General features: G+C 71.8%; 20 protein-coding genes. 18 read left to right on the top strand and 2 right to left on the bottom strand.

What is annotated here, in order from left to right; translation table 11 throughout:
• Window positions 1–152 precede the first annotated feature (152 nt).
• The 3 genes from HFP48_RS19025 to HFP48_RS19015 all read left to right on the top strand — a co-directional run bounded on the left by HFP48_RS19025 (window position 153) and on the right by HFP48_RS19015 (window position 2,026).
• Entirely contained in the window at window positions 153–380 is a 228-nt protein-coding gene (locus HFP48_RS19025; protein ID WP_168579871.1) for a hypothetical protein, read from the top strand.
• A 58-nt stretch (window positions 381–438) separates the two neighbouring features.
• Window positions 439–792: a YtxH domain-containing protein gene (locus tag HFP48_RS19020; protein ID WP_006930917.1), complete on the top strand. Its 354-nt coding sequence runs from the start codon at window positions 439–441 to the stop codon at window positions 790–792.
• 223 nt (window positions 793–1,015) lie between these two features.
• The gene (locus HFP48_RS19015) at window positions 1,016–2,026 is read left to right on the top strand and encodes an endonuclease/exonuclease/phosphatase family protein (RefSeq protein ID WP_043800515.1); all 1,011 of its coding nucleotides are present in this window, start codon (window positions 1,016–1,018) and stop codon (window positions 2,024–2,026) included.
• Between the two features lie 5 nt (window positions 2,027–2,031).
• Here HFP48_RS19015 and HFP48_RS19010 read toward each other — a convergent pair whose 3' ends face one another.
• Window positions 2,032–2,574 (bottom strand): dihydrofolate reductase family protein, encoded by a 543-nt coding sequence (locus HFP48_RS19010; protein WP_072635700.1) that lies wholly within the window; start codon window positions 2,572–2,574, stop codon window positions 2,032–2,034.
• Between the two features lie 99 nt (window positions 2,575–2,673).
• On the opposite strand from HFP48_RS19010, the gene HFP48_RS31655 reads away from it, so the two are divergent.
• The 12 genes from HFP48_RS31655 to HFP48_RS18950 all read left to right on the top strand — a co-directional run bounded on the left by HFP48_RS31655 (window position 2,674) and on the right by HFP48_RS18950 (window position 15,363).
• Window positions 2,674–3,252, top strand: a complete 579-nt coding sequence (locus HFP48_RS31655; RefSeq protein WP_235431079.1) for a CGNR zinc finger domain-containing protein — start codon at window positions 2,674–2,676, stop codon at window positions 3,250–3,252.
• Window positions 3,252–3,692, top strand: a complete 441-nt coding sequence (locus HFP48_RS19000) for an SRPBCC domain-containing protein (protein ID WP_029544963.1) — start codon at window positions 3,252–3,254, stop codon at window positions 3,690–3,692. The genes HFP48_RS31655 and HFP48_RS19000 overlap by 1 nt, the downstream gene beginning before the upstream one ends.
• Window positions 3,689–4,375 (top strand): mycofactocin biosynthesis peptidyl-dipeptidase MftE, encoded by a 687-nt coding sequence (gene mftE / locus HFP48_RS18995; RefSeq protein ID WP_006930905.1) that lies wholly within the window; start codon window positions 3,689–3,691, stop codon window positions 4,373–4,375. Before HFP48_RS19000 ends, mftE begins: the two co-directional genes overlap by 4 nt.
• The gene (gene mftF / locus HFP48_RS18990) at window positions 4,372–5,760 is read left to right on the top strand and encodes a mycofactocin biosynthesis glycosyltransferase MftF (RefSeq protein WP_029544959.1); all 1,389 of its coding nucleotides are present in this window, start codon (window positions 4,372–4,374) and stop codon (window positions 5,758–5,760) included. Before mftE ends, mftF begins: the two co-directional genes overlap by 4 nt.
• 18 nt (window positions 5,761–5,778) lie before the next feature.
• Window positions 5,779–7,266: a mycofactocin system GMC family oxidoreductase MftG gene (gene mftG / locus HFP48_RS18985; RefSeq protein ID WP_168579870.1), complete on the top strand. Its 1,488-nt coding sequence runs from the start codon at window positions 5,779–5,781 to the stop codon at window positions 7,264–7,266.
• Window positions 7,267–7,315: 49 nt separating this feature from the next.
• A complete protein-coding gene (locus HFP48_RS18980) occupies window positions 7,316–8,617 on the top strand; it encodes a helix-turn-helix domain-containing protein (protein WP_065922335.1) in 1,302 nt (433 codons plus the stop codon).
• A gap of 101 nt (window positions 8,618–8,718) precedes the next feature.
• The gene (locus HFP48_RS18975) at window positions 8,719–10,242 is read left to right on the top strand and encodes an aldehyde dehydrogenase family protein (protein ID WP_006930896.1); all 1,524 of its coding nucleotides are present in this window, start codon (window positions 8,719–8,721) and stop codon (window positions 10,240–10,242) included.
• A 164-nt stretch (window positions 10,243–10,406) separates the two neighbouring features.
• A complete protein-coding gene (locus HFP48_RS18970; protein WP_168579869.1) occupies window positions 10,407–10,943 on the top strand; it encodes a DUF779 domain-containing protein in 537 nt (178 codons plus the stop codon).
• Between the two features lie 116 nt (window positions 10,944–11,059).
• Complete coding sequence (gene eat / locus HFP48_RS18965) at window positions 11,060–12,520, top strand: ethanolamine permease (protein WP_029544952.1); 1,461 nt, start codon at window positions 11,060–11,062, stop codon at window positions 12,518–12,520.
• On the top strand, window positions 12,517–13,932 hold the full coding sequence (locus HFP48_RS18960) for an ethanolamine ammonia-lyase subunit EutB (protein ID WP_029544950.1): 1,416 nt from the start codon (window positions 12,517–12,519) through the stop codon (window positions 13,930–13,932). The genes eat and HFP48_RS18960 overlap by 4 nt, the downstream gene beginning before the upstream one ends.
• Window positions 13,929–14,693, top strand: a complete 765-nt coding sequence (gene eutC / locus HFP48_RS18955; protein ID WP_029544948.1) for an ethanolamine ammonia-lyase subunit EutC — start codon at window positions 13,929–13,931, stop codon at window positions 14,691–14,693. The genes HFP48_RS18960 and eutC overlap by 4 nt, the downstream gene beginning before the upstream one ends.
• A gap of 121 nt (window positions 14,694–14,814) precedes the next feature.
• On the top strand, window positions 14,815–15,363 hold the full coding sequence (locus HFP48_RS18950; RefSeq protein WP_006930889.1) for a hypothetical protein: 549 nt from the start codon (window positions 14,815–14,817) through the stop codon (window positions 15,361–15,363).
• A gap of 13 nt (window positions 15,364–15,376) precedes the next feature.
• Here HFP48_RS18950 and HFP48_RS18945 read toward each other — a convergent pair whose 3' ends face one another.
• Complete coding sequence (locus tag HFP48_RS18945) at window positions 15,377–15,808, bottom strand: protein-tyrosine phosphatase family protein (RefSeq protein ID WP_168579868.1); 432 nt, start codon at window positions 15,806–15,808, stop codon at window positions 15,377–15,379.
• Window positions 15,809–16,089: 281 nt separating this feature from the next.
• Here HFP48_RS18945 and HFP48_RS18940 point away from each other — a divergent pair, with 281 nt between their 5' ends.
• The 3 genes from HFP48_RS18940 to HFP48_RS18930 all read left to right on the top strand — a co-directional run bounded on the left by HFP48_RS18940 (window position 16,090) and on the right by HFP48_RS18930 (window position 20,886).
• A complete protein-coding gene (locus tag HFP48_RS18940) occupies window positions 16,090–17,421 on the top strand; it encodes an MFS transporter (protein WP_043800490.1) in 1,332 nt (443 codons plus the stop codon).
• A 166-nt stretch (window positions 17,422–17,587) separates the two neighbouring features.
• Window positions 17,588–19,246, top strand: a complete 1,659-nt coding sequence (locus tag HFP48_RS18935; RefSeq protein ID WP_168579867.1) for an AMP-binding protein — start codon at window positions 17,588–17,590, stop codon at window positions 19,244–19,246.
• Window positions 19,243–20,886 carry a helix-turn-helix domain-containing protein gene (locus HFP48_RS18930; RefSeq protein ID WP_168579866.1) on the top strand — a complete coding sequence of 548 codons (1,644 nt, stop codon included), beginning with the start codon at window positions 19,243–19,245 and terminating at the stop codon, window positions 20,884–20,886. Before HFP48_RS18935 ends, HFP48_RS18930 begins: the two co-directional genes overlap by 4 nt.
• Window positions 20,887–20,920 lie beyond the last annotated feature (34 nt).

The raw sequence follows: 20,920 nt of genomic DNA, 5'->3' as shown, positions 1-20,920 counted from the left end.
CCAGCAGTTTCCGGATGGCAACGGGGTGGTCGGCTTACCTCGGATCGGCTTCCCGGGACAGGGGGATCGATCGCGGTTGCGGGGTGAGGCGACGGCGCTGAGAAGGGGCAGGGGCTCGCGGTTCACAGGGGGACAGGGCGAGGAGCGGTCGAATGCAGGGGAAAGCTGTCGGTGACGAGGACGCGCTGGTGCTGCGGCCGTTGTCGATCGCGGTGCTCGACGGCCTGTGGGTGGGCAGCGGGATCACCGTCGGCATATGGGTGTTCGGATCACTGCTGTGGGCGGTGGTCGTAGTGCTGGTCTGCGCCGGCACACACGCCGTCGGGTGCCGTACCCGCGGCGGTGGCGACGCCGACCGGGTAGAGGCGACCGGTCCGTAGGAGTTCGTCGCGGCCTTCGAATCGAATCTCGGCACTCGTCGAACAAGGGAGAGAAATCATGGTCCGAGCAGTGATCTTCGCCGCCGGGACGGCCGTGGGCTTCGTCCTCGGTACCCGTGCCGGGCGGCAGACCTACGAGAAGATGAGGGATCAGTCCCTCGGCCTCTGGCACAACCCCGCGGTGCACGAGAAGGTGAGCGGTGCGACGCAGACCGCGAAAGACAAGGTGCCTCAGGTGCAGCACAGGGTCGAGGCGCTGGCGAAGAAGGCGGCCCACCGGGGTTCGGGTACGGGCACCGGCACTGCCACCGGTGTACCGCTGACCGAGGCTGCGGCATCCGCTCCGGCGGCTATGGAACCGACTGTTCCTCCGACGACGGACGACCAGCCGAGCCTCGGTCCGAACAACTGAGCCCGCCGATGAGGCCCTCGGCGACGCGGCCCCCCCGCGCGCCGGAATCACGGACGCGGGTGTGTTCGGGGCGCGGACGTCGCTGCACACTCCCGCCCCGGAAGGAGGCCCGCGATACTGAGGATCGCCGGCGGAACGCCGGCTTTGCCCGGTCACGGTGCCGGCGGGTGTCCCGGATCGGGGTCGGCAACTCGGCGCGGTTGCGGCATGCGAGGTTGTGATGATGGTGAGACCGCCGCCGGCGCGACGGATCGCCGTCCTCTTCGCGGTCGTCACGACGGCGTCAGGGCTCACCGCGCTCATGGCCTTCGCGTCGGACGTGGAGAACAACGCCGTGATCGCATGGGCGTCGCTGGGTCCGTACCTGCTGCTCGGGACGGTGGCGGGCGCGATCGCCGCCGCGCTCGCCCGGCGACCGGTACTGCTGGCGTCGGCACTCGTCGTCGTCGCGGCCGGCGCATGGACCCTGGGACCGCTGTACCTGCCCGGCGTCCCGGGCGACGGGCCGGACGCCGCATCCGGTCCCACCATCCGCGTGATGCAGGCCAATCTCATGGTCGGGCAGGCCGACTCCGATGCGCTGGTCCGGACGGTGCGCGAGCGACAGATCGACGTCCTCACCGTGCAGGAGCTGACCGACGGCGCGGTGGCCGCGCTGCAGGTCGCGGGGCTCGACGACCTGCTACCGCATCGCTTCCTGGCCCCGACGCCGACCGGCGGTGCGGGCGCCGGGATCTACAGCAGGTTTCCCGTCTCGGCCGGCCGGAAGCTCGACGGGTTCGGGCCGACGAACCTGACCGCGACTCTGGACACCGGTCCCGGACGCCCGCTGATCCTGTACGCGGTGCATCCCGCGCCGCCGTACCTGACACCCGCTCCGGCGTGGGCGGCCGAGCTGGAACGACTGGACGCGGAGCTCGAGTCGGTGTCCGGCACGGCCCCGGTCGTGGTCAGCGGGGACTTCAACGCGACGTACTCGCACACCCGCTTCCGCGACCTGCTCGACGACGGGTACGTGCACGCCGCGGACCGGGTCGGCGGCGGGCTCGTGCCGACGTATCCGGCGGACCGCCGCTACCCGGCCCTCGTCGGGATCGATCACATCCTCACGCGGGGCGCCACGGCGACCGCCCTCGAACGGATCGAGCTGCCCGGCTCCGATCATCACGGCCTCGTCGCCGGGATCCGGCTCCCTCCGCCGTCCGGCGACGAGAGTCCTGTCGAAGGTGGATAGCGGCCTCACCGCACGACCCGCAGCCGGATGTCGGTCGCGACGGGCCCGCGGGTCGCGACGAGACGTTCCAGCGCGAGCGGGGTTCCGCCCGGGCGGTCGAACAGCCGGACGCCGTCGCCGAGCAGGACCGGCGCGATGCAGACGAAGATCTCGTCGAGCAGGCCGGCCTCGAGGCACTGCCGGGCGACGTCGGCGCCGAGCACGTTGACGTATTTCCCGCCCGCGGCCGTGGTGGCCGCGGCCACGGCCGCGTGGAGGTCACCGACGAACGTCACGCCCGGGACCGGCTCGGCCGGAGGGTGGTGGGTGAGCACGAACTGCGGTCCGCTCCAGCCGCCACCGAACGCCTCGCCCTCGGCGGGTGTGCCCTTGTGCGGGTCGTCGCCGCGGAAGGTGCGGTTGCCGACGAGGAGCGCGCCGATCTCGCCGACGAGTTCGTCGATCGCCGGATCCGGTCCGAGGTACGGCACCAGCCACGACATGTCGCCGCCGGGACCGGCGATGAATCCGTCGACCGACATCGTCGCCGAGTACAGCAGCTTGCTCATCGGCCTGCCTTCCGCTTGCGGTGTCTCGATTCTGTCCGCACCGACCGCCGAACGGACGGAAACTCCTCGCAAGGACGTGTAACTGGTTAATGTAGTTACGTGAGTCGGGTCGACATGCGCTCCGCCGAGGGCACCGAGTTCGTCGTCGACACCGGAGCGCCGTGCCTGGATCTGCTCTACACCGGCGGCGAGGGGGAGCGGGCCCGGTGGGAGACGCTGCACGCCCCGGGCGACCTCGCGCGCTGGGTCGCGACGCACCTGCTCGGGCGGGCCGTCGCCGCGGCAGCGGTCGACGTCACCGCCGAGGATCTGATCCGCGCCAAGGAACTACGCGAGGTGTTGTGGCGCACCGCGAACCGGTCTGCGGACGGAGACGGGCCGGCGGCCGCCGACGGTGCCGCCCTCGACGCGGCCGCCGCCCGGCCGGACATCGCCCCGCAGCTGCGCCCGCCCGGCGTGGTCACTCCCGTCACCGGCAGTCAGGTGCTGTCGACGCTGGCCCGCGACGCGATCGGCCTGCTGACCGGTCCGTACGCCGAGCGCATCAAGCGGTGCGCCGCCGACGACTGCGCCATCGTCTTCGCCGACACCTCCCGCGCGGGAACGCGGCGCTGGTGCTCGATGGCGCGGTGCGGCAACCGTGACAAGGTTCGTGCCCATCGGAAGAAGGAGAAGTGATGCCGGTCGGACAGACGAAGGACGCCGGATGGCAGATCGGGGTGTCGAAGACCCTGCCGCATCCGATCGACGCGGTGTGGCGGCTGCTCGTCGGCACACCCGAGCTGTGGCTCGGCCGCGGCGCGACGGTCCCGCGCGCCCCGGGTGCCGAGTGGCGCAGCGACGACGGTGTCACGGGGGAGCTGCGCAGCCGCCACGAGGGGGACCGGGTGCGCCTGACCTGGCGGCCCGCGGGCTGGAACCACGACAGTACCGTGCAGGTGGCCGTCTCGGCCGCGCCCCGCGGCACCGTGCTCCGCTTCCATCAGGAGCGCCTCGCCGGCCCGGGCGAACGCGCTGCTCAGCGCGCCCACTGGCAGGGGGCGCTGGCCCGGGTCGAGCGCGCTCTCGCCACCGCCGACGGCGACCCGGAGGGTGCACCCCTACCATCGGACCGGTGACCCGCGAACTCGCCACCGCCTACTGGCCCGACCTCGAACCGGGCCGGGCCACGGTCGCGGTTCCCGTCGGCGCGCTCGAGCAGCACGGGCCGCACCTGCCGCTCGACACCGACACCCGCATCGCCCGCGCGTTGACGGCCGCCCTACCGGGCGTGCTCGTCGCGCCGGCCCTCGAGTACGGGTCCAGCGGCGAGCACGAGGGCTTCCCCGGCACCGTCTCGCTCGGCGCGGAGGCGATGGAGACCGTCCTCGTCGAATACGGTCGTTCGGTGTGCCGGTGGGCCGCGCGCCTGCTGTTCGTCAACTGGCACGGCGGCAACGTGCACCCGCTGACCAGGGCGGTGTCCCTGCTGCGCTACGAGGGCCGCGACGTGGCGTGGCTGCCGTTCGCCGTGCCCGGCGGCGACGCCCACGCCGGGGTCACCGAGACCAGCCTGCTGCTGCACCTCGACCCGCGCGTGGTGGACACCGCCCGCGCCGAGATGGGCAACACCGGCACCCTCGCCGACTTGATGCCACGGATGCGCGAGGGCGGTATCGTCGCCGTGTCCGCGAACGGCGTGCTGGGGGATCCGACGCCCGCGAGCGCGGCGCAGGGGGCACGATGGTTCGCCGAACTCGTCGATCGAGCAACGGCACAGGTAACCCGGTGGGAGCCGGATGGGAAAGGAAGACTCCGTTGACGAGCACGGCCCGACTGCCCGACGGATTCGGCGTCCGTATCGACCCGCGGGTGCGCGCCTACTCCGACGGCCGCGTGCTCATCGGCGGCTCGCCCACCCGCATGCTCAAGCTCGCCCCGGCGGCCGCGGCGATGATCGGCGACGGCTACGTGAAGGTCGTCGACTCGCAGACCGCCGTCGTGGCGCGGCGGCTGCTCGACTCCGGAGTCGGAAACCCCCGTCCCACGGCCCTGCCTGCCACGTCCGACGTCACCGTCGTGATTCCCGTCAAGAACAACACGGCCGGGCTCGAGCGGTTGCTGGCGGCCGTCGAGGGACTGACGGTGATCGTCGTCGACGACGGCTCCGACGTCCCGGTGCCCGCCCCGGCCAGGGCGTCGGTCCGGGTGCTGCGGCACGAGCGATCCCGTGGTCCGGCCGCGGCACGCAACACCGGACTGCGCGCCGCCACAACGCCGTTCGTCGCATTCCTCGACTCGGACGTGGTGCCGCGGAAGGGATGGCTCGAGGTGATGCTCGGGCACTTCTCCGACCCTGCGGTGGCCCTGGTGGCCCCGCGCGTCGTCGCGCTCGAGCCCGACAAGGGCGCCCTGGGGCGCTACGAACACGCGCGCTCGTCGCTGGATCTCGGCCGCCGCGAGGCCGCCGTCAAGTCCGGCAGCCCGGTCTCGTACGTACCGAGCGCCGCGATCATCGTCCGCCGCGACGTGCTCACCGCGACCGGCGGCTTCGACGAGGCCATGCACGTCGCCGAGGACGTGGACCTGTGCTGGCGGCTGCAGGAGGCCGGCTGGCGGCTGCGCTACGAACCGGTGGCGCACGTGGCCCACGACCACCGCGTCGGATTCCGGAAGTGGTTCACCCGCAAGGCCTTCTACGGCACGGGTGCGGCGCCCCTCGCGAGCCGGCACCCCGGCTCGGTGCCCACCATGTCGATGTCGGGGTCGATGCTGTTCGCGTGTGTGGCCGCCGCGAGCCGCACCCGCCTCGGCGTCGTCGGTTCGGTCGCGTCGCTGTCGGTGACGATGCTCCGGCTGCGGCGGATGTTCACCGAACTCGACCAGCCGACCCGCATCGCGGCGGTGCTCACCGCGCAGGGGTTCGTCGGCGGGATGTGGCAGGTCGCCTCCGCGCTGTGCCGGCACTACTGGCCGGTCACGCTCGTCGCCGCCGTGGTCTCGCCGAAGGTGCGTCGCGCGGTCCTCGGCTTCGCCGTCGCCGAGGGGCTGTGGGACTGGTACGGCCACCGTGAGGAGGGCGGCCTCGACCCCCTGCGCTACGTGTTCTACAAGCGCCTCGACGACATCGCCTACGGCGCCGGACTGTGGTGGGGCGCGGTCGAGGCCCGGGATCCGGCGGCGCTCGCGCCCCGCATCCGGGGCTGAGCCGGGGTACCCCCATCCATGGCCGATCCGGTGCACGCCGACGTGGTCGTGGTCGGCGGCGGCAGTTGCGGCTGCGTGCTGGCCGCCCGGCTCAGCGAGGACCCCGACCGGACGGTCCTGCTGCTCGAGGCCGGCCCCGGCTACCGCACGACCGCCGACACCCCGCCCGCGGTGCTCGACGCGACCGTCCTGCCCGTCGGTCCGGACAGCCCGTGGACCTGCGCCTACCCGGCCCGGCTGACCGGACGTCGTCGCTCCGTCGTCGCCCGCGGCCGGTTGCTGGGCGGCTCCGGCGCAGTGAACGGCGCGTATTTCGTGCGGGCCCGCCCGGACGACTTCGAGGCATGGCCGCCGTCCTGGTCGTTCGATCGGGTGGTGCCGCACTTCCGCGCCACCGAGACCGACGCCGACGCGGCGGACGCCGTGGAGGCCGGAGTGAGCCGGCGATGGCACGGCGCGGCCGGCCCCGTGCCCGTCGCCCGCACGCCCCGGGAGCGGCTGCACCCGGCCAGCGCCGCGTTCCACGACGCGGCGCTCGCCGCCGGCCATCGCCGTGTGGACGACCTCAACGCGCCCGGCCCGGACGGGGTGGGCCCCGTCCCGCTCAACATCCGAGACGGGATGCGCGTCGGTCCCGCCCACGCGTACCTGTTGCCGGCGCTGGCCCGGCCGAACCTGACCGTGCGCACGGGAACGCGCGTGCGGCGGGTCGTGCTCTCGGGCGCGCGCGCAGTCGGTGTCGAGACCGAGGACGGCGAGACCGTCGGTGCCGGCCACGTCGTGCTCGCCGCCGGTGCGATCGGCTCCCCGCAGCTGCTCATGCTCTCCGGAATCGGCGACGGCGCCGAGCTCACCCGCCACGGCATCACCCCCCGGATCGAGATCCCCGGCGTGGGCACGGGTTACACCGACCATCCGGAGGTCGCCGTCCCCTACCGGTACCGCGCGCCGCTGCCCGGGCCGGCCCCCGTGCTGCAGGTCGTCCTGCACGCCGGCAACCTCGAGCTGCGCCCCTACACCGCACCGTTCGCCGCGTCCGTCCCCGGTAGCGGCGTCGCCGACCCGGTCCTGGGGGTGGTGCTCACGAGGCCCCGCAGCCGCGGCGCGATCCGGCTCGACCCGGCCGACCCGTTCCGGCCGCCGCTGCTGGACTACCGCTACCTCGACGACCCGGCCGACCGTGCCGACCTGCGCGAGGGGGTGGCGCGCGCCGCGCACCTGCTCGCGGCGATGCCGGACATCGTCGACCGCACCGGCCTCGACCCGGACGCATTCGACCCCGGCGACGCGTGGCTCGAGCGGCACCTCGGGACGTCGCTGCACCTGTCCGGAAGCTGCCGGATGGGCGGCGACGCCTCGGCCGTCGTCGACGAGCGGTGCCGGGTGCACGCCGCCGAGGGGCTGAGCGTCGTGGACACGTCCGTGTTCCCGCAGGTGCCCAGCCGTGGGCCGCACGCGACGGCCGTGATGTTGGCCGAACGGGTGGGCACCCGGACGTGCTTGTGACTCGGGTTACAGTTGTTCGGAGGAGGAACCGGCAGATGAGCAGCAGCGCATGACCGACGAACGATCCGGCGCGGCCAACCCCTGGGTGGCGCTGCGGCCCGGCGACGACCCGTCGCAGCTGGCGCAACGCGCGTCCTCGGCGCACAGCTCGTTCCTCGACGCGGCCGACACGTCGGTCGTACCTGCCTCCGTGCGCTCGGTGGTCCGCGAATCCTGGCTGCGCAGCCGCAGGAACGGCATCAGTCCCGACGCCGTCGAACAGCCGAGCCTGCTCACGGGCCTGGACCTCGAGCGGTACCGGGCCGGGCACCCGATGGCGCTGATCCGCCCCGTCGTGCGCAAGCTGCTGGTGGAGGACGCCGCCGACAGCGGGCTGCTCGTCGCGATCAGCGACGAACAGGGCCGGCTGCTGTGGGTCGAGGGTGATCACGCCGCCCGTGACCGGGCGCTGTCGATGAGCTTCGTCGAGGGCGCCGACTGGAGTGAGGAGCGGGTGGGCACCAACGCGCCCGGCACCGCTCTCGCTGTCGACCACTCGGTCCAGATCGTCGCCGCCGAGCACTTCAACCGCACCGTGCACGAATGGAGCTGCTCGGCCGCGCCGGTGCACGACCCGAGCACCGGCCGGATCCTCGGCGCCATCGACATCACCGGTGGGCTCCGCGTCGCCGCGCCGGAGGTGTTGCAGCTCGTGCGGGCCACGGTCGCCGCCGCGGAGTCGGAACTGCGACTGCACCTGCTCAGCTCGCCGCGGCTGTTGTCGGCTGCCCGGACGAGCCTCGACACGTTCGGGTCGGGCCGGCCCACTCTGCACCGCGACGGCGAACGGATCCCGCTCTCCCAGCGCCACGCCGAGATCCTGCTGCTGCTCGCCGAACACCCCGAGGGCCTGAGCTCGGACCGGCTTGCGGTGCTGCTCGACGAGGCCGAGCTCGACTCCGTCACCATCCGTGCCGAGATGTCGCGCCTGCGAAAGGTTTTCGGACCCGAGGGGCTCGGCTCGCGCCCATACCGGCTCCTGGGCGAACTCGTCACCGACGTCGCGGAGGTCCGCGGCGCACTCGACCGCGGCGATGTGGCGACGGCGGTGCGTCTGTATGCCGGACCGGTGCTGCCCGGATCGGCCGCGCCCGGCATCGAGGAGATCCGGGACGAGCTGCGCGCCCGGGTGCAGGCCGCGCTGCTCCGGGCCGGCGACGCCCAGTTGCTCGCGCGGTGGACCGCGTCGGTGCACGGGCGCGACGACATCGCCGCGTGGGAGGCGTACCTGACCACCCTCGATCCGCATTCGACGCTGTTCGCCCAGGTCAAGGCCCGGATCGAGCTGCTGGACCGTCAGCTCGGGATCTGAGGTTCGGAGCTACGCAACGTAGTTGCAACCCACACGTTCGTAGTGTTCCGGATCACACGCCCCGCATGGGGGGTGCCAGACCATCCGAGGAGTGAACACCGATGACCGTGTACGCCCGTCCCGGCTCGCCCGACGCCCTGATGTCCTTCCAGTCCCGCTACGACAACTGGATCGGCGGCCAGTGGGTACCGCCTGTGAAGGGTCAGTACTTCGAGAACGTCACCCCGGTCACCGGTCAGCCGTTCACCGAGGTGGCCCGGTCCACCGAGGAAGACATCGAGCTGGCCCTCGACGCCGCCCACGCCGCCGCGCCGGCCTGGGGCAAGACGTCCGTCGCCGAGCGTTCCATCCTGCTCAACAAGATCGCCGACCGCCTCGAGGAGAACCTCGAGTCGATCGCCCTCGCCGAGACCTGGGACAACGGCAAGCCGATCCGCGAGACCCTCAACGCCGACATCCCGCTGGCGATCGACCACTTCCGCTACTTCGCGGGCGCGATCCGGGCGCAGGAGGGCTCGATCTCCGAGATCGACGCCGAGACCGTGGCCTACCACTTCCACGAGCCGCTCGGCGTCGTCGGCCAGATCATCCCGTGGAACTTCCCGATCCTGATGGCCGTGTGGAAGCTCGCCCCCGCCCTGGCCGCCGGCAACGCCGTCGTCCTCAAGCCGGCCGAGCAGACGCCCGCCTCGATCCTGTACCTGATCTCCGTCATCGGCGACCTGCTGCCCCCGGGCGTGGTGAACATCGTCAACGGCTTCGGCGTCGAGGCCGGCAAGCCGCTGGCCTCGAGCCCGCGCATCCGCAAGATCGCGTTCACCGGCGAGACCACCACCGGTCGCCTGATCATGCAGTACGCCTCGCAGAACCTGATCCCGGTCACCCTCGAGCTCGGCGGCAAGAGCCCGAACATCTTCTTCTCCGACGTGCTCTCGGTCAACGACGACTACCAGGACAAGGCGCTCGAGGGCTTCACGATGTTCGCCCTCAACCAGGGCGAGGTGTGCACCTGCCCGTCGCGCGCCCTGGTCCAGCAGGACATCTTCGACGACTTCCTGTCGCTGGCCGCGGTGCGCACGAAGGCCGTGCGCCAGGGCGACCCGCTCGACACCGACACGATGATCGGTGCCCAGGCGTCGAACGATCAGCTCGAGAAGATCCTGTCCTACATCGAGATCGGCAAGAGCGAAGGCGCGCAGGTGATCACCGGCGGCGAGCGCGCCGACCTCGGCGGCGATCTGTCCGGCGGCTTCTACGTCCAGCCGACGGTGTTCAGCGGCCACAACAAGATGCGCATCTTCCAGGAGGAGATCTTCGGACCGGTGGTCTCCGTGACGTCCTTCCAGGACTTCGACGACGCCATCTCCATCGCCAACGACACCCTCTACGGCCTCGGAGCCGGCGTCTGGTCCCGCGACGGCGGGGTCGCCTACCGGGCCGGCCGCGCCATCCAGGCCGGCCGGGTGTGGACCAACACCTACCACCAGTACCCGGCGCACGCGGCGTTCGGTGGCTACAAGCAGTCCGGCATCGGCCGCGAGAACCACCACATGATGCTCGACCACTACCAGCAGACGAAGAACCTCCTGGTGTCCTACGCGCCGAAGGCCCAGGGCTTCTTCTGATCCGAAGACCCGGCGCCTGTCACGTCATCCCCCCTGCGACGTGGCAGGCGCCGTTCCCATTCCGCCCTGCCCCGAGTCGAGCGAATGTATCGCCCACTCGATCAGTCGAGGTGAGCGATACATTCGCTCGGGGGAGGCGCAAGCCGACAACCGGAAGGCACCCCATGTCCGTCCCGCTCCGCCTCGTCGCCACCGCCGACGCGGTTGCTCTCCTGCGCCGTCTCGCCGAGCGGCACGGGCCGCTGATGATGCACCAGTCCGGCGGCTGCTGCGACGGGTCGGCGCCGATGTGCTACCCGGACGGCGACTTCGTCGTCGGCGACCTGGACGTGCTGCTGGGGGTGCTGGACCTGCGGCTGCAGGTGGGGGCGACGGCCGGTGACCTGCCCGCGGGCGCCGACGCCGTCCCGGTGTGGATCTCCGGGTCCCAGTTCGAGGCGTGGAAGCACACGCAGCTCGTTCTCGACGTGGTGCCCGGCCGCGGCTCCGGGTTCAGCCTGGAATCGCCCGAGGGGCTGCGCTTCCTCAGCCGCGGCCGCGCCTTCACCGCCGACGAGAACGACGCGCTCGCCCGCGACACACCCCTGCTCGGCAAGCGGTGGGCCGCCGGCGCCCGTCCGGAGCCGGCCGCCGAGCCGATCGTCGTGGCCGAGGCCGCCGACGCGTGCCCGGTGCCGACGCCCCGGGGCGCCTCCTCGTAACACTTCCGTGACCGCGTACTGACGCGGTGTGTACCTACCGCTCGTACCGTGAGTACGCGCGGTGTCCTCGACGTGCCCGCTCGACACGTCGCCATCCTCCGTCGAGAAGAGAGATCATGTCGTTGACCGACCCGCCCAGGACCGGGGCCGAGACCCCGGCCCACCACGACGGCGCGGACTTCCACGCCGAGAGTCGTGCGTATCTCGAAAAGCGCACTCTGAGAAAGGGTTCGGCGGGCTGGGTGCTGCTCGCGGGCCTCGGCGTCAGCTACGTGATCTCCGGTGACTACGCCGGCTGGAACAACGGCCTGGCCGAGGGCGGATTCGGTGGTCTGCTCGTCGCCTCGGTGGTCATCGCGGCCATGTACTTCGCGATGGTGCTCGGCATGGCCGAGCTGTCCTCCGCGCTGCCCGCCGCCGGCGGCGGCTACACCTTCGCGCGCCGCGCCCTCGGACCGTGGGGTGGATTCGCCACCGGCACAGCAATTCTCATCGAATACTCGATCGCCCCGGCCGCGATCGCCACGTTCATCGGCGGGTACGTCGAGTCGCTGAACCTGTTCGGCATCACCGACGGATGGTGGATCTATCTCGCCGTGTACGCGGTGTTCATCGGCATCCACCTCACCGGCGCCGGCGAAGCGCTCAAGGCGATGTTCGTGATCACGGCGATCGCTCTCGTCGGGCTCGTGGTGTTCGCCGTCTCCGCCGTCGGGCTGTTCGACACCGCGAACCTGACCGACATCGCCGTCGACGAGACCGCCGCCGGAGCGTCGTCGTTCCTTCCCTTCGGCCTGTTCGGCATCTGGGCGGCCGTGCCGTTCGCGATCTGGTTCTTCCTCGCCGTCGAGGGTGTGCCCCTGGCCGCCGAGGAGGCGACCGAGCCGGAGAAGAACGTGCCCAAGGGCATCATCGTGTCCATGCTGGTGCTGCTCGTCACCGGTGCGACCGTGCTGTTCCTGGCCACCGGCGCGCTCGGCGCCGACGCCCTGTCCACATCCGGTAACCCGCTCGTCGAGGCCCTCGGCGACACCGGCGCCGCGAAGGTGGTCAACTACATCGGGCTCGCCGGCCTGATCGCGAGCTTCTTCTCGATCATGTACGCGTACTCGCGGCAGACGTTCGCGCTCTCCCGCGCCGGGTACCTCCCCACGAGCCTGTCGCTGACCAACAAGCGCAAGGCGCCCATGCTGGCGCTGATCGTCCCCGGCGTGATCGGGTTCGCGCTCTCGCTCACCGGCGAGGGAGCGATGCTGCTCAACATGGCCGTCTTCGGCGCCGCGGTGAGCTATGTGCTGATGATGGTCAGCCACATCGTGCTGCGCCGGCGCGAACCGCACATGCCGCGGCCCTACCGCACCCCCGGCGGCGTCGTCACCACCTCCTTCGCGCTGGTCGTGGCCGCGGCCGCCGTCGTGGCCACCTTCCTGGTCGATCCCGTCGCCGCCCTGTGGACCCTCGGTGCCTTCGCCGCGTTCATGGCCTACTTCGGGCTCTACAGCCGGCACCGGCTGGTGGCGAACTCGCCCGACGAGGAGTTCGCCGCGCTCGCCGAGGCGGAGGCCGAGCTGAAGTGAGCGTCTACACCCAGCATCTCGCCGGCACCACCTACACCTTCGACGGCCTCGTCGACCTGCTCGCCAAGGCCACCCCGCGCCGCTCCGGCGACGAACTCGCCGGCTGCGCGGCCGAATCCGACGCCGAGCGTGCGGCCGCGCAGTGGGTCCTCGCCGACATCCCGCTCGACGTGTTCCTCGCCGAGCCGGTGGTGCCGTACGAGACCGACGAGGTCACCCGGCTGATCCTCGACGATCACGACCGCGACGCCTACCGGTCCGTGCAGCACCTGACGGTCGGGGGACTGCGCGACCTGCTTCTCGACACCGTCACGAAAACCGATGCGGCCGCGGCGTTCGCCGCCATGTCGCCCGGCCTGACCCCCGAGATGGTCGCCGCCGTCAGCAAGCTCATGCGCAACCAGGACCTGATCGCGGTGGCCCGCGCGATCGAGGTCACCTCGGCGTTCCGCACCACCGTCGGACTGCCCGGCCGGCTCGGCACCCGGCTGCAGCCCAACCACCCCACCGACGATCCACGCGGCATCGCCGCCGCGACCCTCGACGGGCTGCTGATGGGCTGCGGCGACGCCGTCATCGGCATCAACCCGGCCACGGACTCGCCACAGGCCACCGCCGACCTGCTGCACCTGCTCGACGAGATGCGGCTGCGCTTCGACATCCCGGTGCAGTCCTGCGTCCTGTCCCACGTGACGACCACGCTCGGCCTCATCGAGGCCGGTGCCCCGGTGGACCTGGTGTTCCAGTCCATTGCCGGCACCGAGGGGGCGAACGCCGGCTTCGGCGTGAACCTGGCTCTGCTGCGGGAGGCGAACGAGGCCGGTCGCGCTCTGGGGCGCGGCACCGTCGGCGACAACGTCATGTACCTCGAGACGGGGCAGGGCTCGGCGCTGTCGGCCGGCGCGCACCTCGGCACGGGCGGACGCCCCGTCGACCAGCAGACCCTCGAGACCCGCGCGTACGCCGTCGCCCGGGCGCTCGACCCGCTGCTGATCAACACGGTGGTCGGGTTCATCGGCCCCGAATATCTCTACGACGGCAAGCAGATCGTCCGGGCCGGCCTCGAGGACCACTTCTGCGGCAAGCTGCTGGGCCTGCCGATGGGCGTGGACGTCTGCTACACCAACCACGCCGAGGCCGACCAGGACGACATGGACACCCTCCTGACCCTGCTCGGGGTGGCCGGCGCCGCGTTCGTCATCGCGGTGCCCGGAGCCGACGACGTCATGCTCGGCTACCAGAGCCTGTCGTTCCACGACGCGCTGTACGTGCGTCGCGCGCTGGGCCTGCGCGCCGCCCCCGAGTTCGAGCGGTGGCTCTCCGGTCTCGGCATGGTGGACGGAGCCGGGCACATCCTGCCGGTGGACGCGGCGGCCTCCCCGCTGCGCGCCCTCGCGGGAGGTGCGGCGTGAGCGGGTCCGTCGACCGTGACTTCTGGGCACCGCTGCGGTCGGCGACCCAGGCCCGCATCGGGCTCGGCCGGGCCGGCGACGGCCTCCCGACCGCTCGGGTGCTCGAGTTCCGGGCCGCGCACGCCGCGGCCCGCGACGCGGTGCACCAGCCCCTCGACGTGCCGGCGCTGGCCACCGACGTCGAACGCCTCGGACTCGGCGCGCCGATCGTCGTCACCAGCCGGGTGAGCGATCGCGGCGAGTACCTGCGCCGCCCGGACCTGGGCCGCCTGCCCGAGGATCTGTCCGCGGTCCCCGGCACCGGCGCCGACGTCGGGGTGGTCCTCGCCGACGGGCTCTCGCCGCGAGCCCTGGCCGAGCACGGCGTCGCCCTGCTCGAGGCCGTCGTGGCGGCCCTGCCGCGGCACCTGTCCGTGGCACCGCCGGTGATCGCGACGTCGGCACGGGTGGCGCTGGGCGACCACATCGGCGCCGCCCTGGGGGTGCGCACGCTGCTGGTGCTGATCGGGGAGCGGCCCGGGTTGTCGGTCGCCGACAGCCTCGGGGTGTACCTGACCCACGAGCCGCGGCCCGGTCGGGCCGACGCCGAGCGGAACTGCGTGTCCAACATCCACCCCCCGGAGGGGCTCGGGTACGCCGCGGCCGCGCGTGTCGTCGCGGGGCTGGTCGACGGGGCGCGCCGGCTCGGGCGTTCCGGTGTGGACCTGAAGGACACGACGCGGGCGGACCGGCTCGATTCCGCGACGGTGGGGGAGTTGTAGGGGCGAGAGTGTGACGTACCCGCGTGGGCGGTTGACATCGCGACCGGAAGCGCCAAATCATGTACTCCGCCCGACCGGGTGACACGTACCGCCCGCGACCGGGCGACGAGGAGAAGACACGATGGCGTTCGCTGGCAATGTCGACGAGCTGGCTCTGCTGCAGACGGTGCGGTTGAAGGAGACCGTCACCGCCGAGATGATCGCGGCGCATCTGGGGGTGTCGGTCGCGTCCGGGCGGGCGGCGTACGACGCGCTGGTCACGCAGGGCAAGGCGAAGGAGACCGGCAACGGCATCTCCCTGACCGACGCAGGGGTCGCGGAACTGACCGATCAGCTCGACGCGGAGCGCGTCTCGATCGACGAGGATTCTCTCGCGGAGCTGTTCGAGCAGTTCGGCCCGCTCGACGAAGAGCTCTCCGCGCTGCTCGCCGACCCGGAATCCGCCAACTTCCTCGACGAACTGATCGAGCTGGATCGCAAGGCGCAGAACCTCTTCGACGACGTGTCGGCGTTCGTTCCGCGCCTGTCGCGGTATCAGGACCTGTTCGCCGAGGCGCTCGGGAAGATCAAGTCCGGCGCGCTGGCGTGGGCGACGGCGCCGAACATCGACTCGTACGCGACCGTGTGGAGCGAGATGCGCGCCGAACTCACCGGCGCCGCCGGTCGCTGACCGGCGCCGCCGGTCACCGGAACGCAGCGACGAAGCGCCGCTGCCACGGCGTCTCCACCGCTCGGTGCGAATAGCGTTCGCGCACATAGGCGACGGCCTCGCCGGGCGGTACGCCGTCGAGGATCGCGAGGCAGGCCAGGGCGGTGCCCGTGCGCCCCCGGCCACCGCCGCAGGCGACCTCGACGCGTTCGGTCGCGCACCGCTGCCACGCCTCGTGCAGTATCCGGCGGGCAGCGGCGGGGTCGGTGGGGAGGCGGAAGTCGGGCCACCGGATCCACCGGGCGTCCCACGGGACCGCCGGCGGCGTCCGGCCCGCGAGGTACACCCCGAGGGCGGGCAGCGGTCCGGCCGGAAGGGGACGTCGGACGCCACGGCCCCGGACGTACCGGCCCGACGGTAGTGCCAGGATCCCCGGGGCGTGCGGGTCCCAGGTCGTCGTCGCCATGAACGGAGCGTAGACGGCGCGAAAGTTGTTCGGCCACCGGGTGTCCCGGAATCCGAGCGGACAACCGCGCGTGGTGCGGGGTGGACGCCCCGCGACGATCAAGTCCTTCGTTCGGCGAACTACGTGATCCGGCTCACAGCCACCCCCCTTTCGGGGGTAGTGGGGGAGTGAGACGGATCACTACCTTTCCTTCCATCGCGCGGCGCAGGGCCGCCGCGGCTCGGACGGAAATACGGAGGACAGACGTGACCACAGTGTCGACACCGGGGGCCGAACCCCCCGTGGTACCGGCGGGACAGAAGCCCGCCGCGCCGACCGCCCCCGCCCCGGGCGGACCCGGCATCCGACGCGTCGCCATCGCCAGCTGCATCGGCACCACCATCGAGTTCTACGACTTCTTCATCTACGGAACCGCCGCAGCCCTGGTCTTTCCGACGGTGTTCTTCCCGGCTCTCGGCGCCACCGCCGGCACGGTCGCCTCGTTCGCGACCTTCGCCGTCGCGTTCATCGCCCGCCCGGTCGGCGCCATGCTGTTCGGGCACTTCGGCGACCGCATCGGCCGCAAGAAGACCCTCGTCTCCACGCTGCTGCTGATGGGCATCTCGACCCTGCTCATCGGGCTGCTGCCGGGCGCCGAGACGATCGGCGTCGCCGCCCCGATCATCCTCGTGCTGCTGCGATTCGCGCAGGGCTTCGCCGTCGGCGGGGAATGGGCCGGCGCGACGCTGCTCACCGCCGAGTACGCGCCACCGGGCAAACGCGGCCTGTACGCGATGTTCCCGCAGCTCGGCCCCGCCATCGCCTTCGCCCTGTCGAGCGCCACCTTCCTGTTCACCGGCCTGGCCCTCGGCGACACCAACGAGGCCTTCCTCAACTACGGCTGGCGAATCCCGTTCCTGTTCAGCATCGTTCTCGTGGCCATCGGTCTCTACATGCGCCTCGCCATCGAGGAGACCCCCGTGTTCCGGGCCGAGAGCGAGGCCCGCGCCGCCGCCCCGGCCGAGAAGCGCACCCTGCCGTTCCTCGACGCCCTGCGCTACCAGACCAAGGAGATCCTCCTCTCGGCCGGCGCACTGGCGATCATGTTCGCCTTCTTCTACATGGGCACCGCGTACCTGACCAGCTACGCGACCAAGACCCTCGGCTTCTCCCGGCCGTTCGTCCTCACCGTCGGCATCGCCGCCTCGTTCGTCTTCGGCGCCGCGATCGTGCTCTCCGCCCTCTACTCCGACCGGGTCGGCCGCCGGCGCGTCATCATGATCTCCTGCGGCTTCTCCGTCGTGTGGGCGCTGGCGCTGTTCCCGCTGCTCGACACCGGCTCGCCGGTCGCGTTCGTCGTCGGCATGATGGTCACCCTGGCCATCTTCGGCATCGCCTACGGACCGTGCGGCGCGCTGCTGCCGGAGATGTTCCACACCCGGTACCGGTACACCGGCGCCGGACTCGGCTACAACCTCGCCGGTGTCCTGGGTGGCGCGATTCCGCCCATGCTGGCCGCGCCCCTCGCGGCGTCCTACGGCGGCATCGCCATCGGCATCATGCTCTCCGTGCTCGGCGTGCTGAGCTTCGTGTGCACCAAGGCCCTCGTCGAGACCCGCGACCGAGCGCTCTGATCCCACCGGCGCCCTCCCCGACACCCCGGGGAGGGCGCCTCGTGCTGCCACCGCACCGCCAACTGTCCAGAATCCGAACACCTGCGGCGCCGGATCGGCGAGCATGGTGGACGAGTCCACGAGATCCCCTCGCTCGCCCCGGGCCGCGCACACTGCAGGAGCACCCATGACCGGTTTCGCCACACCCGAACTGCCCAGCTACACCTCGGGGGCGTGGAACACCCCGCTGCTGGGGGACACGATCGGCGACAACTTCGACCGCACCGTCGCCCGGCACGGCGACCGGGACGCGCTCGTCGACCGCGCCGCCGGCCGGCGCTGGACCTACACCGAACTCGCCGCGGAGGTCGACGCCCTCGCGCTCGGTCTGCTGCAGGCCGGCATCGGCAAGGGCGACCGGGTGGGCATCTGGGCGCCGAACCGGGCGGAGTGGGTGTTCGTCCAGTACGCCACCGCGAAGATCGGCGCGATCCTGGTCAACATCAACCCCGCCTACCGCTCGCACGAACTGCAGTACGTGCTCACCCAGGCCGGGATCCGGATGCTGATCTCCGCGCCGAGTTTCAAGACGTCCGACTACGCCGCAATGATCTCCGAGGTGCGCGGCGACTGCCCGGACCTCGAGCACGTGGTGCTGCTCGGATACCCCGAATGGGACGAACTCGCCGAGTCCGGACGCGCCGCACTCGCCGACGACCGCACCCGGCTCGACGCCGCCCAGCGTGACCTGTCGGCCGACGATCCGATCAACATCCAGTACACGTCCGGCACCACCGGATTCCCCAAGGGCGCCACCCTCAGCCACCACAACATCCTCAACAACGGATTCTTCGTCGGCGAGCTGTGCCACTACACCGAGAACGACAAGGTGTGCATCCCGGTGCCCTTCTACCACTGCTTCGGCATGGTCATGGGCAACCTGGCCTGCACCAGCCACGGCGCGACGATGGTCATCCCGGGACCCGCCTTCGACCCGGCCCAGACCCTGGCCGCCGTCGCCGAGGAGCGCTGCACCTCCCTGTACGGGGTGCCGACGATGTTCATCGCCGAACTCGCCGACCCCACCTTCGAGACCCACGACCTGTCGAGCCTGCGGACCGGCATCATGGCCGGCTCCCCGTGCCCGGTCGAGGTGATGAAGCAGGTCATCGAGCGGATGGGCATGACCGAGGTCTCCATCTGCTACGGCATGACCGAGACCTCGCCGGTGTCCCTGCAGACCCGCAGCGACGACACCATCGACCAGCGCGTGTCCACCGTCGGCCGCGTCGGCCCGCACCTCGAGGTCAAGATCGTCGACCCGGCCACGGGCCTGACCGTCCCGCGCGGTGAACCGGGCGAGCTGTGCACCCGCGGCTACTCGGTGATGCTCGGCTACTGGAACCAGCCCGACAAGACCGCCGAGGCCATCGACAAGGCCCGGTGGATGCACACCGGCGACATCGGCGTCATGGACGCCGACGGGTACGTCTCGGTCACCGGCCGCATCAAGGACATGGTCATCCGTGGTGGCGAGAACATCTACCCGCGGGAGATCGAGGAGTTCCTCTACACCCACCCGGACATTCTCGACGCGCAGGTCGTCGGCGTGCCCGACGAGAAGTACGGGGAGGAGCTCATGGTGTGGATCCGGATGCGGGAGGGGGCGGCGCCGCTCGACGCGCAGTCGCTGCGCGAGTACTGCACGGGCAAGCTCGCGCACTACAAGATCCCCCGCTACGTGCACATCGTCGACGAGTTCCCGATGACGGTCACCGGCAAGATCCGCAAGGTCGAGATGCGGGAGCTGTCCACGGCCCTGCTCGGGGAGGCCGAGCGGGGGTGAACGGTCTGCGGCCGGAGATCGCGCTGTCCTGGAAACGCTCGCAGTTGAGCGGGATCGACCCGGGACGGCTCCCCGAGCCGACCCTGCTGGGCCCCTCGGACGCGGCCGGGCGGCTGCTCGACGCCGCCCGGCCGGTGCTCGACGAGCTGCGCACGCAGCTCGCCGGCACGGGCTGCTGCATCCTCCTCGTGGACCGGGACTGCCGGATCGTGGCCCGGCTGTTCGACGCGGCACCCATGCAGCGCGCCATGGAGGAGATCGGCGTGGTCCCCGGCGCGACCCTGAGCGAGGACACCTACGGCACCAACGCTCTCGGCACCCCGTTCGAGGTGCGGCAGAGCCTCGTGGTGCACGGCGAGGAGCACTACCTCGAGTCCCTCAAGGACTTCAGCTGCTACGGGCACCCCCTCGTGCATCCCGTCACCCGCCGCATCGAAGGCATCCTCGACATCACCGCCGCCGGCAAGATCGCCAATCCGCTGTTCGTGCCGTTCCTCGCCCGCGCGGCCCGCGACATCGAGGCGCGGTTGCTCGAGGGGGCCCGCGAATCGGACCGGCGGGTGGTCGATGCGTTCCAGCGGGCCGCGCAGCAGCGCGGCGTCGCGGTCGCGGCCATGGGTGAGGACATCATGCTCACCAACAAGGCCGCCGTGGAACTGCTCGTGCCCGCCGACCACGCGGCGCTGCGCGCGATCGCGGTCGACCTGCCGGCGGGGGAGTCCCGCACGATGGACTTCGCGTTGTCCGCCGGCGGGCGCACCCGGTTGCGGATCGACCGCATCCCGGGCATCGGCAGCGGGGCGCTGTTCCTGCTCGACGCCGCCGCCGCGCGGGAACCCGTGCCCCGCAGCGACGTCGCGCAGGACGCGACGACGCGGCTGCGGCAGCGGCTCGGACGGCTGCGCGAGCGCACCGGTGGCGTGGCGATCCTCGGCGAGCCGGGGAGCGGACGGACCTGGGCCGCAAGGGAACTCGTACGTGACACCGTCACCTTCCTCGACGCCGCCCGGATCGTCGGCGAGGGCGAACACGAGTGGTCGGCCGGGCTGCTGTCGGTCGCCGCTGGGGCGGACGGCGGCGTCGTGGTCGTCGAACACGTGCACCTGGCGCCGGATCCGGTGCTGGCGCTGCTCTCGTCGATGCTCTCCGACCCGGCCGCAGCCCGCCTCGTGCTCACCGCGGACCCCCTGGACGACGTCCGCCCGCCGGTGCGAGAACTGTTGGCGCGCTGCCCCGGTCAGGTCCGGGTGCCCGCGCTGCGGCAACGGATCCGGGAACTCGGCGACCTGGCCTCCGCGCTGGCCCGGGAACTCGACCGGCCGGACCTGCGCCTGGGCCCCAGTGCCCTGACGGCGCTGTCGGAACGCTCGTGGCCCGGCAACCTCGCCGAGCTGCGGGCGGTGCTGGCCGCCATCCCGGAGCGGGAGTCGCCGCTGCCGGTACGGGTGGAGGATCTGCCGGTCGAGTACCGCGCGACGAGCCGGGTCTCACGCCTGGGCGGGCGCGAGCGCGCCGAGCGGGAGGCCATCATCGAGGCGCTGCGCGAGAGCGGCGGCAACAAGGTGCACGCCGCGGCGCGGCTCGGCATCAGCCGCACCACGCTCTACAGCAGGATCCGCGCCCTCGGCATCGCCGGCTGACCGTCGTATGCGCATGTGCGCACTGTCCAATCCT

It is taken from the genome of Rhodococcus sp. DMU1 (assembly GCF_012272955.1).
GTDB classification, from domain to species: Bacteria; Actinomycetota; Actinomycetes; order Mycobacteriales; family Mycobacteriaceae; genus Rhodococcus; species Rhodococcus aetherivorans.
The sequence above is the reverse complement of the archived record's forward strand: the minus strand, read 5'-3'. Positions and strand labels throughout refer to the sequence as shown.

Bases quoted from the DNA above. Each gene is read 5' to 3' on its own strand.
- HFP48_RS18935 (WP_168579867.1), top strand. From the start codon at position 17,588: ATGACCGGTTTCGCCACACCCGAACTGCCCAGCTACACCTCGGGGGCG.
- HFP48_RS18980 (WP_065922335.1), top strand. From the start codon at position 7,316: ATGACCGACGAACGATCCGGCGCGGCCAACCCCTGGGTGGCGCTGCGG.
- HFP48_RS19020 (WP_006930917.1), top strand. From the start codon at position 439: ATGGTCCGAGCAGTGATCTTCGCCGCCGGGACGGCCGTGGGCTTCGTC.
- HFP48_RS19010 (WP_072635700.1), bottom strand. From the start codon at position 2,574: ATGAGCAAGCTGCTGTACTCGGCGACGATGTCGGTCGACGGATTCATC.
- HFP48_RS18945 (WP_168579868.1), bottom strand. From the start codon at position 15,808: ATGGCGACGACGACCTGGGACCCGCACGCCCCGGGGATCCTGGCACTA.
- eat (WP_029544952.1), top strand. From the start codon at position 11,060: ATGTCGTTGACCGACCCGCCCAGGACCGGGGCCGAGACCCCGGCCCAC.
- HFP48_RS18950 (WP_006930889.1), top strand. From the start codon at position 14,815: ATGGCGTTCGCTGGCAATGTCGACGAGCTGGCTCTGCTGCAGACGGTG.
- HFP48_RS19025 (WP_168579871.1), top strand. From the start codon at position 153: ATGCAGGGGAAAGCTGTCGGTGACGAGGACGCGCTGGTGCTGCGGCCG.
- HFP48_RS19015 (WP_043800515.1), top strand. From the start codon at position 1,016: ATGGTGAGACCGCCGCCGGCGCGACGGATCGCCGTCCTCTTCGCGGTC.
- HFP48_RS18975 (WP_006930896.1), top strand. From the start codon at position 8,719: ATGACCGTGTACGCCCGTCCCGGCTCGCCCGACGCCCTGATGTCCTTC.
- HFP48_RS19000 (WP_029544963.1), top strand. From the start codon at position 3,252: ATGCCGGTCGGACAGACGAAGGACGCCGGATGGCAGATCGGGGTGTCG.
- HFP48_RS18970 (WP_168579869.1), top strand. From the start codon at position 10,407: ATGTCCGTCCCGCTCCGCCTCGTCGCCACCGCCGACGCGGTTGCTCTC.
- mftG (WP_168579870.1), top strand. From the start codon at position 5,779: ATGGCCGATCCGGTGCACGCCGACGTGGTCGTGGTCGGCGGCGGCAGT.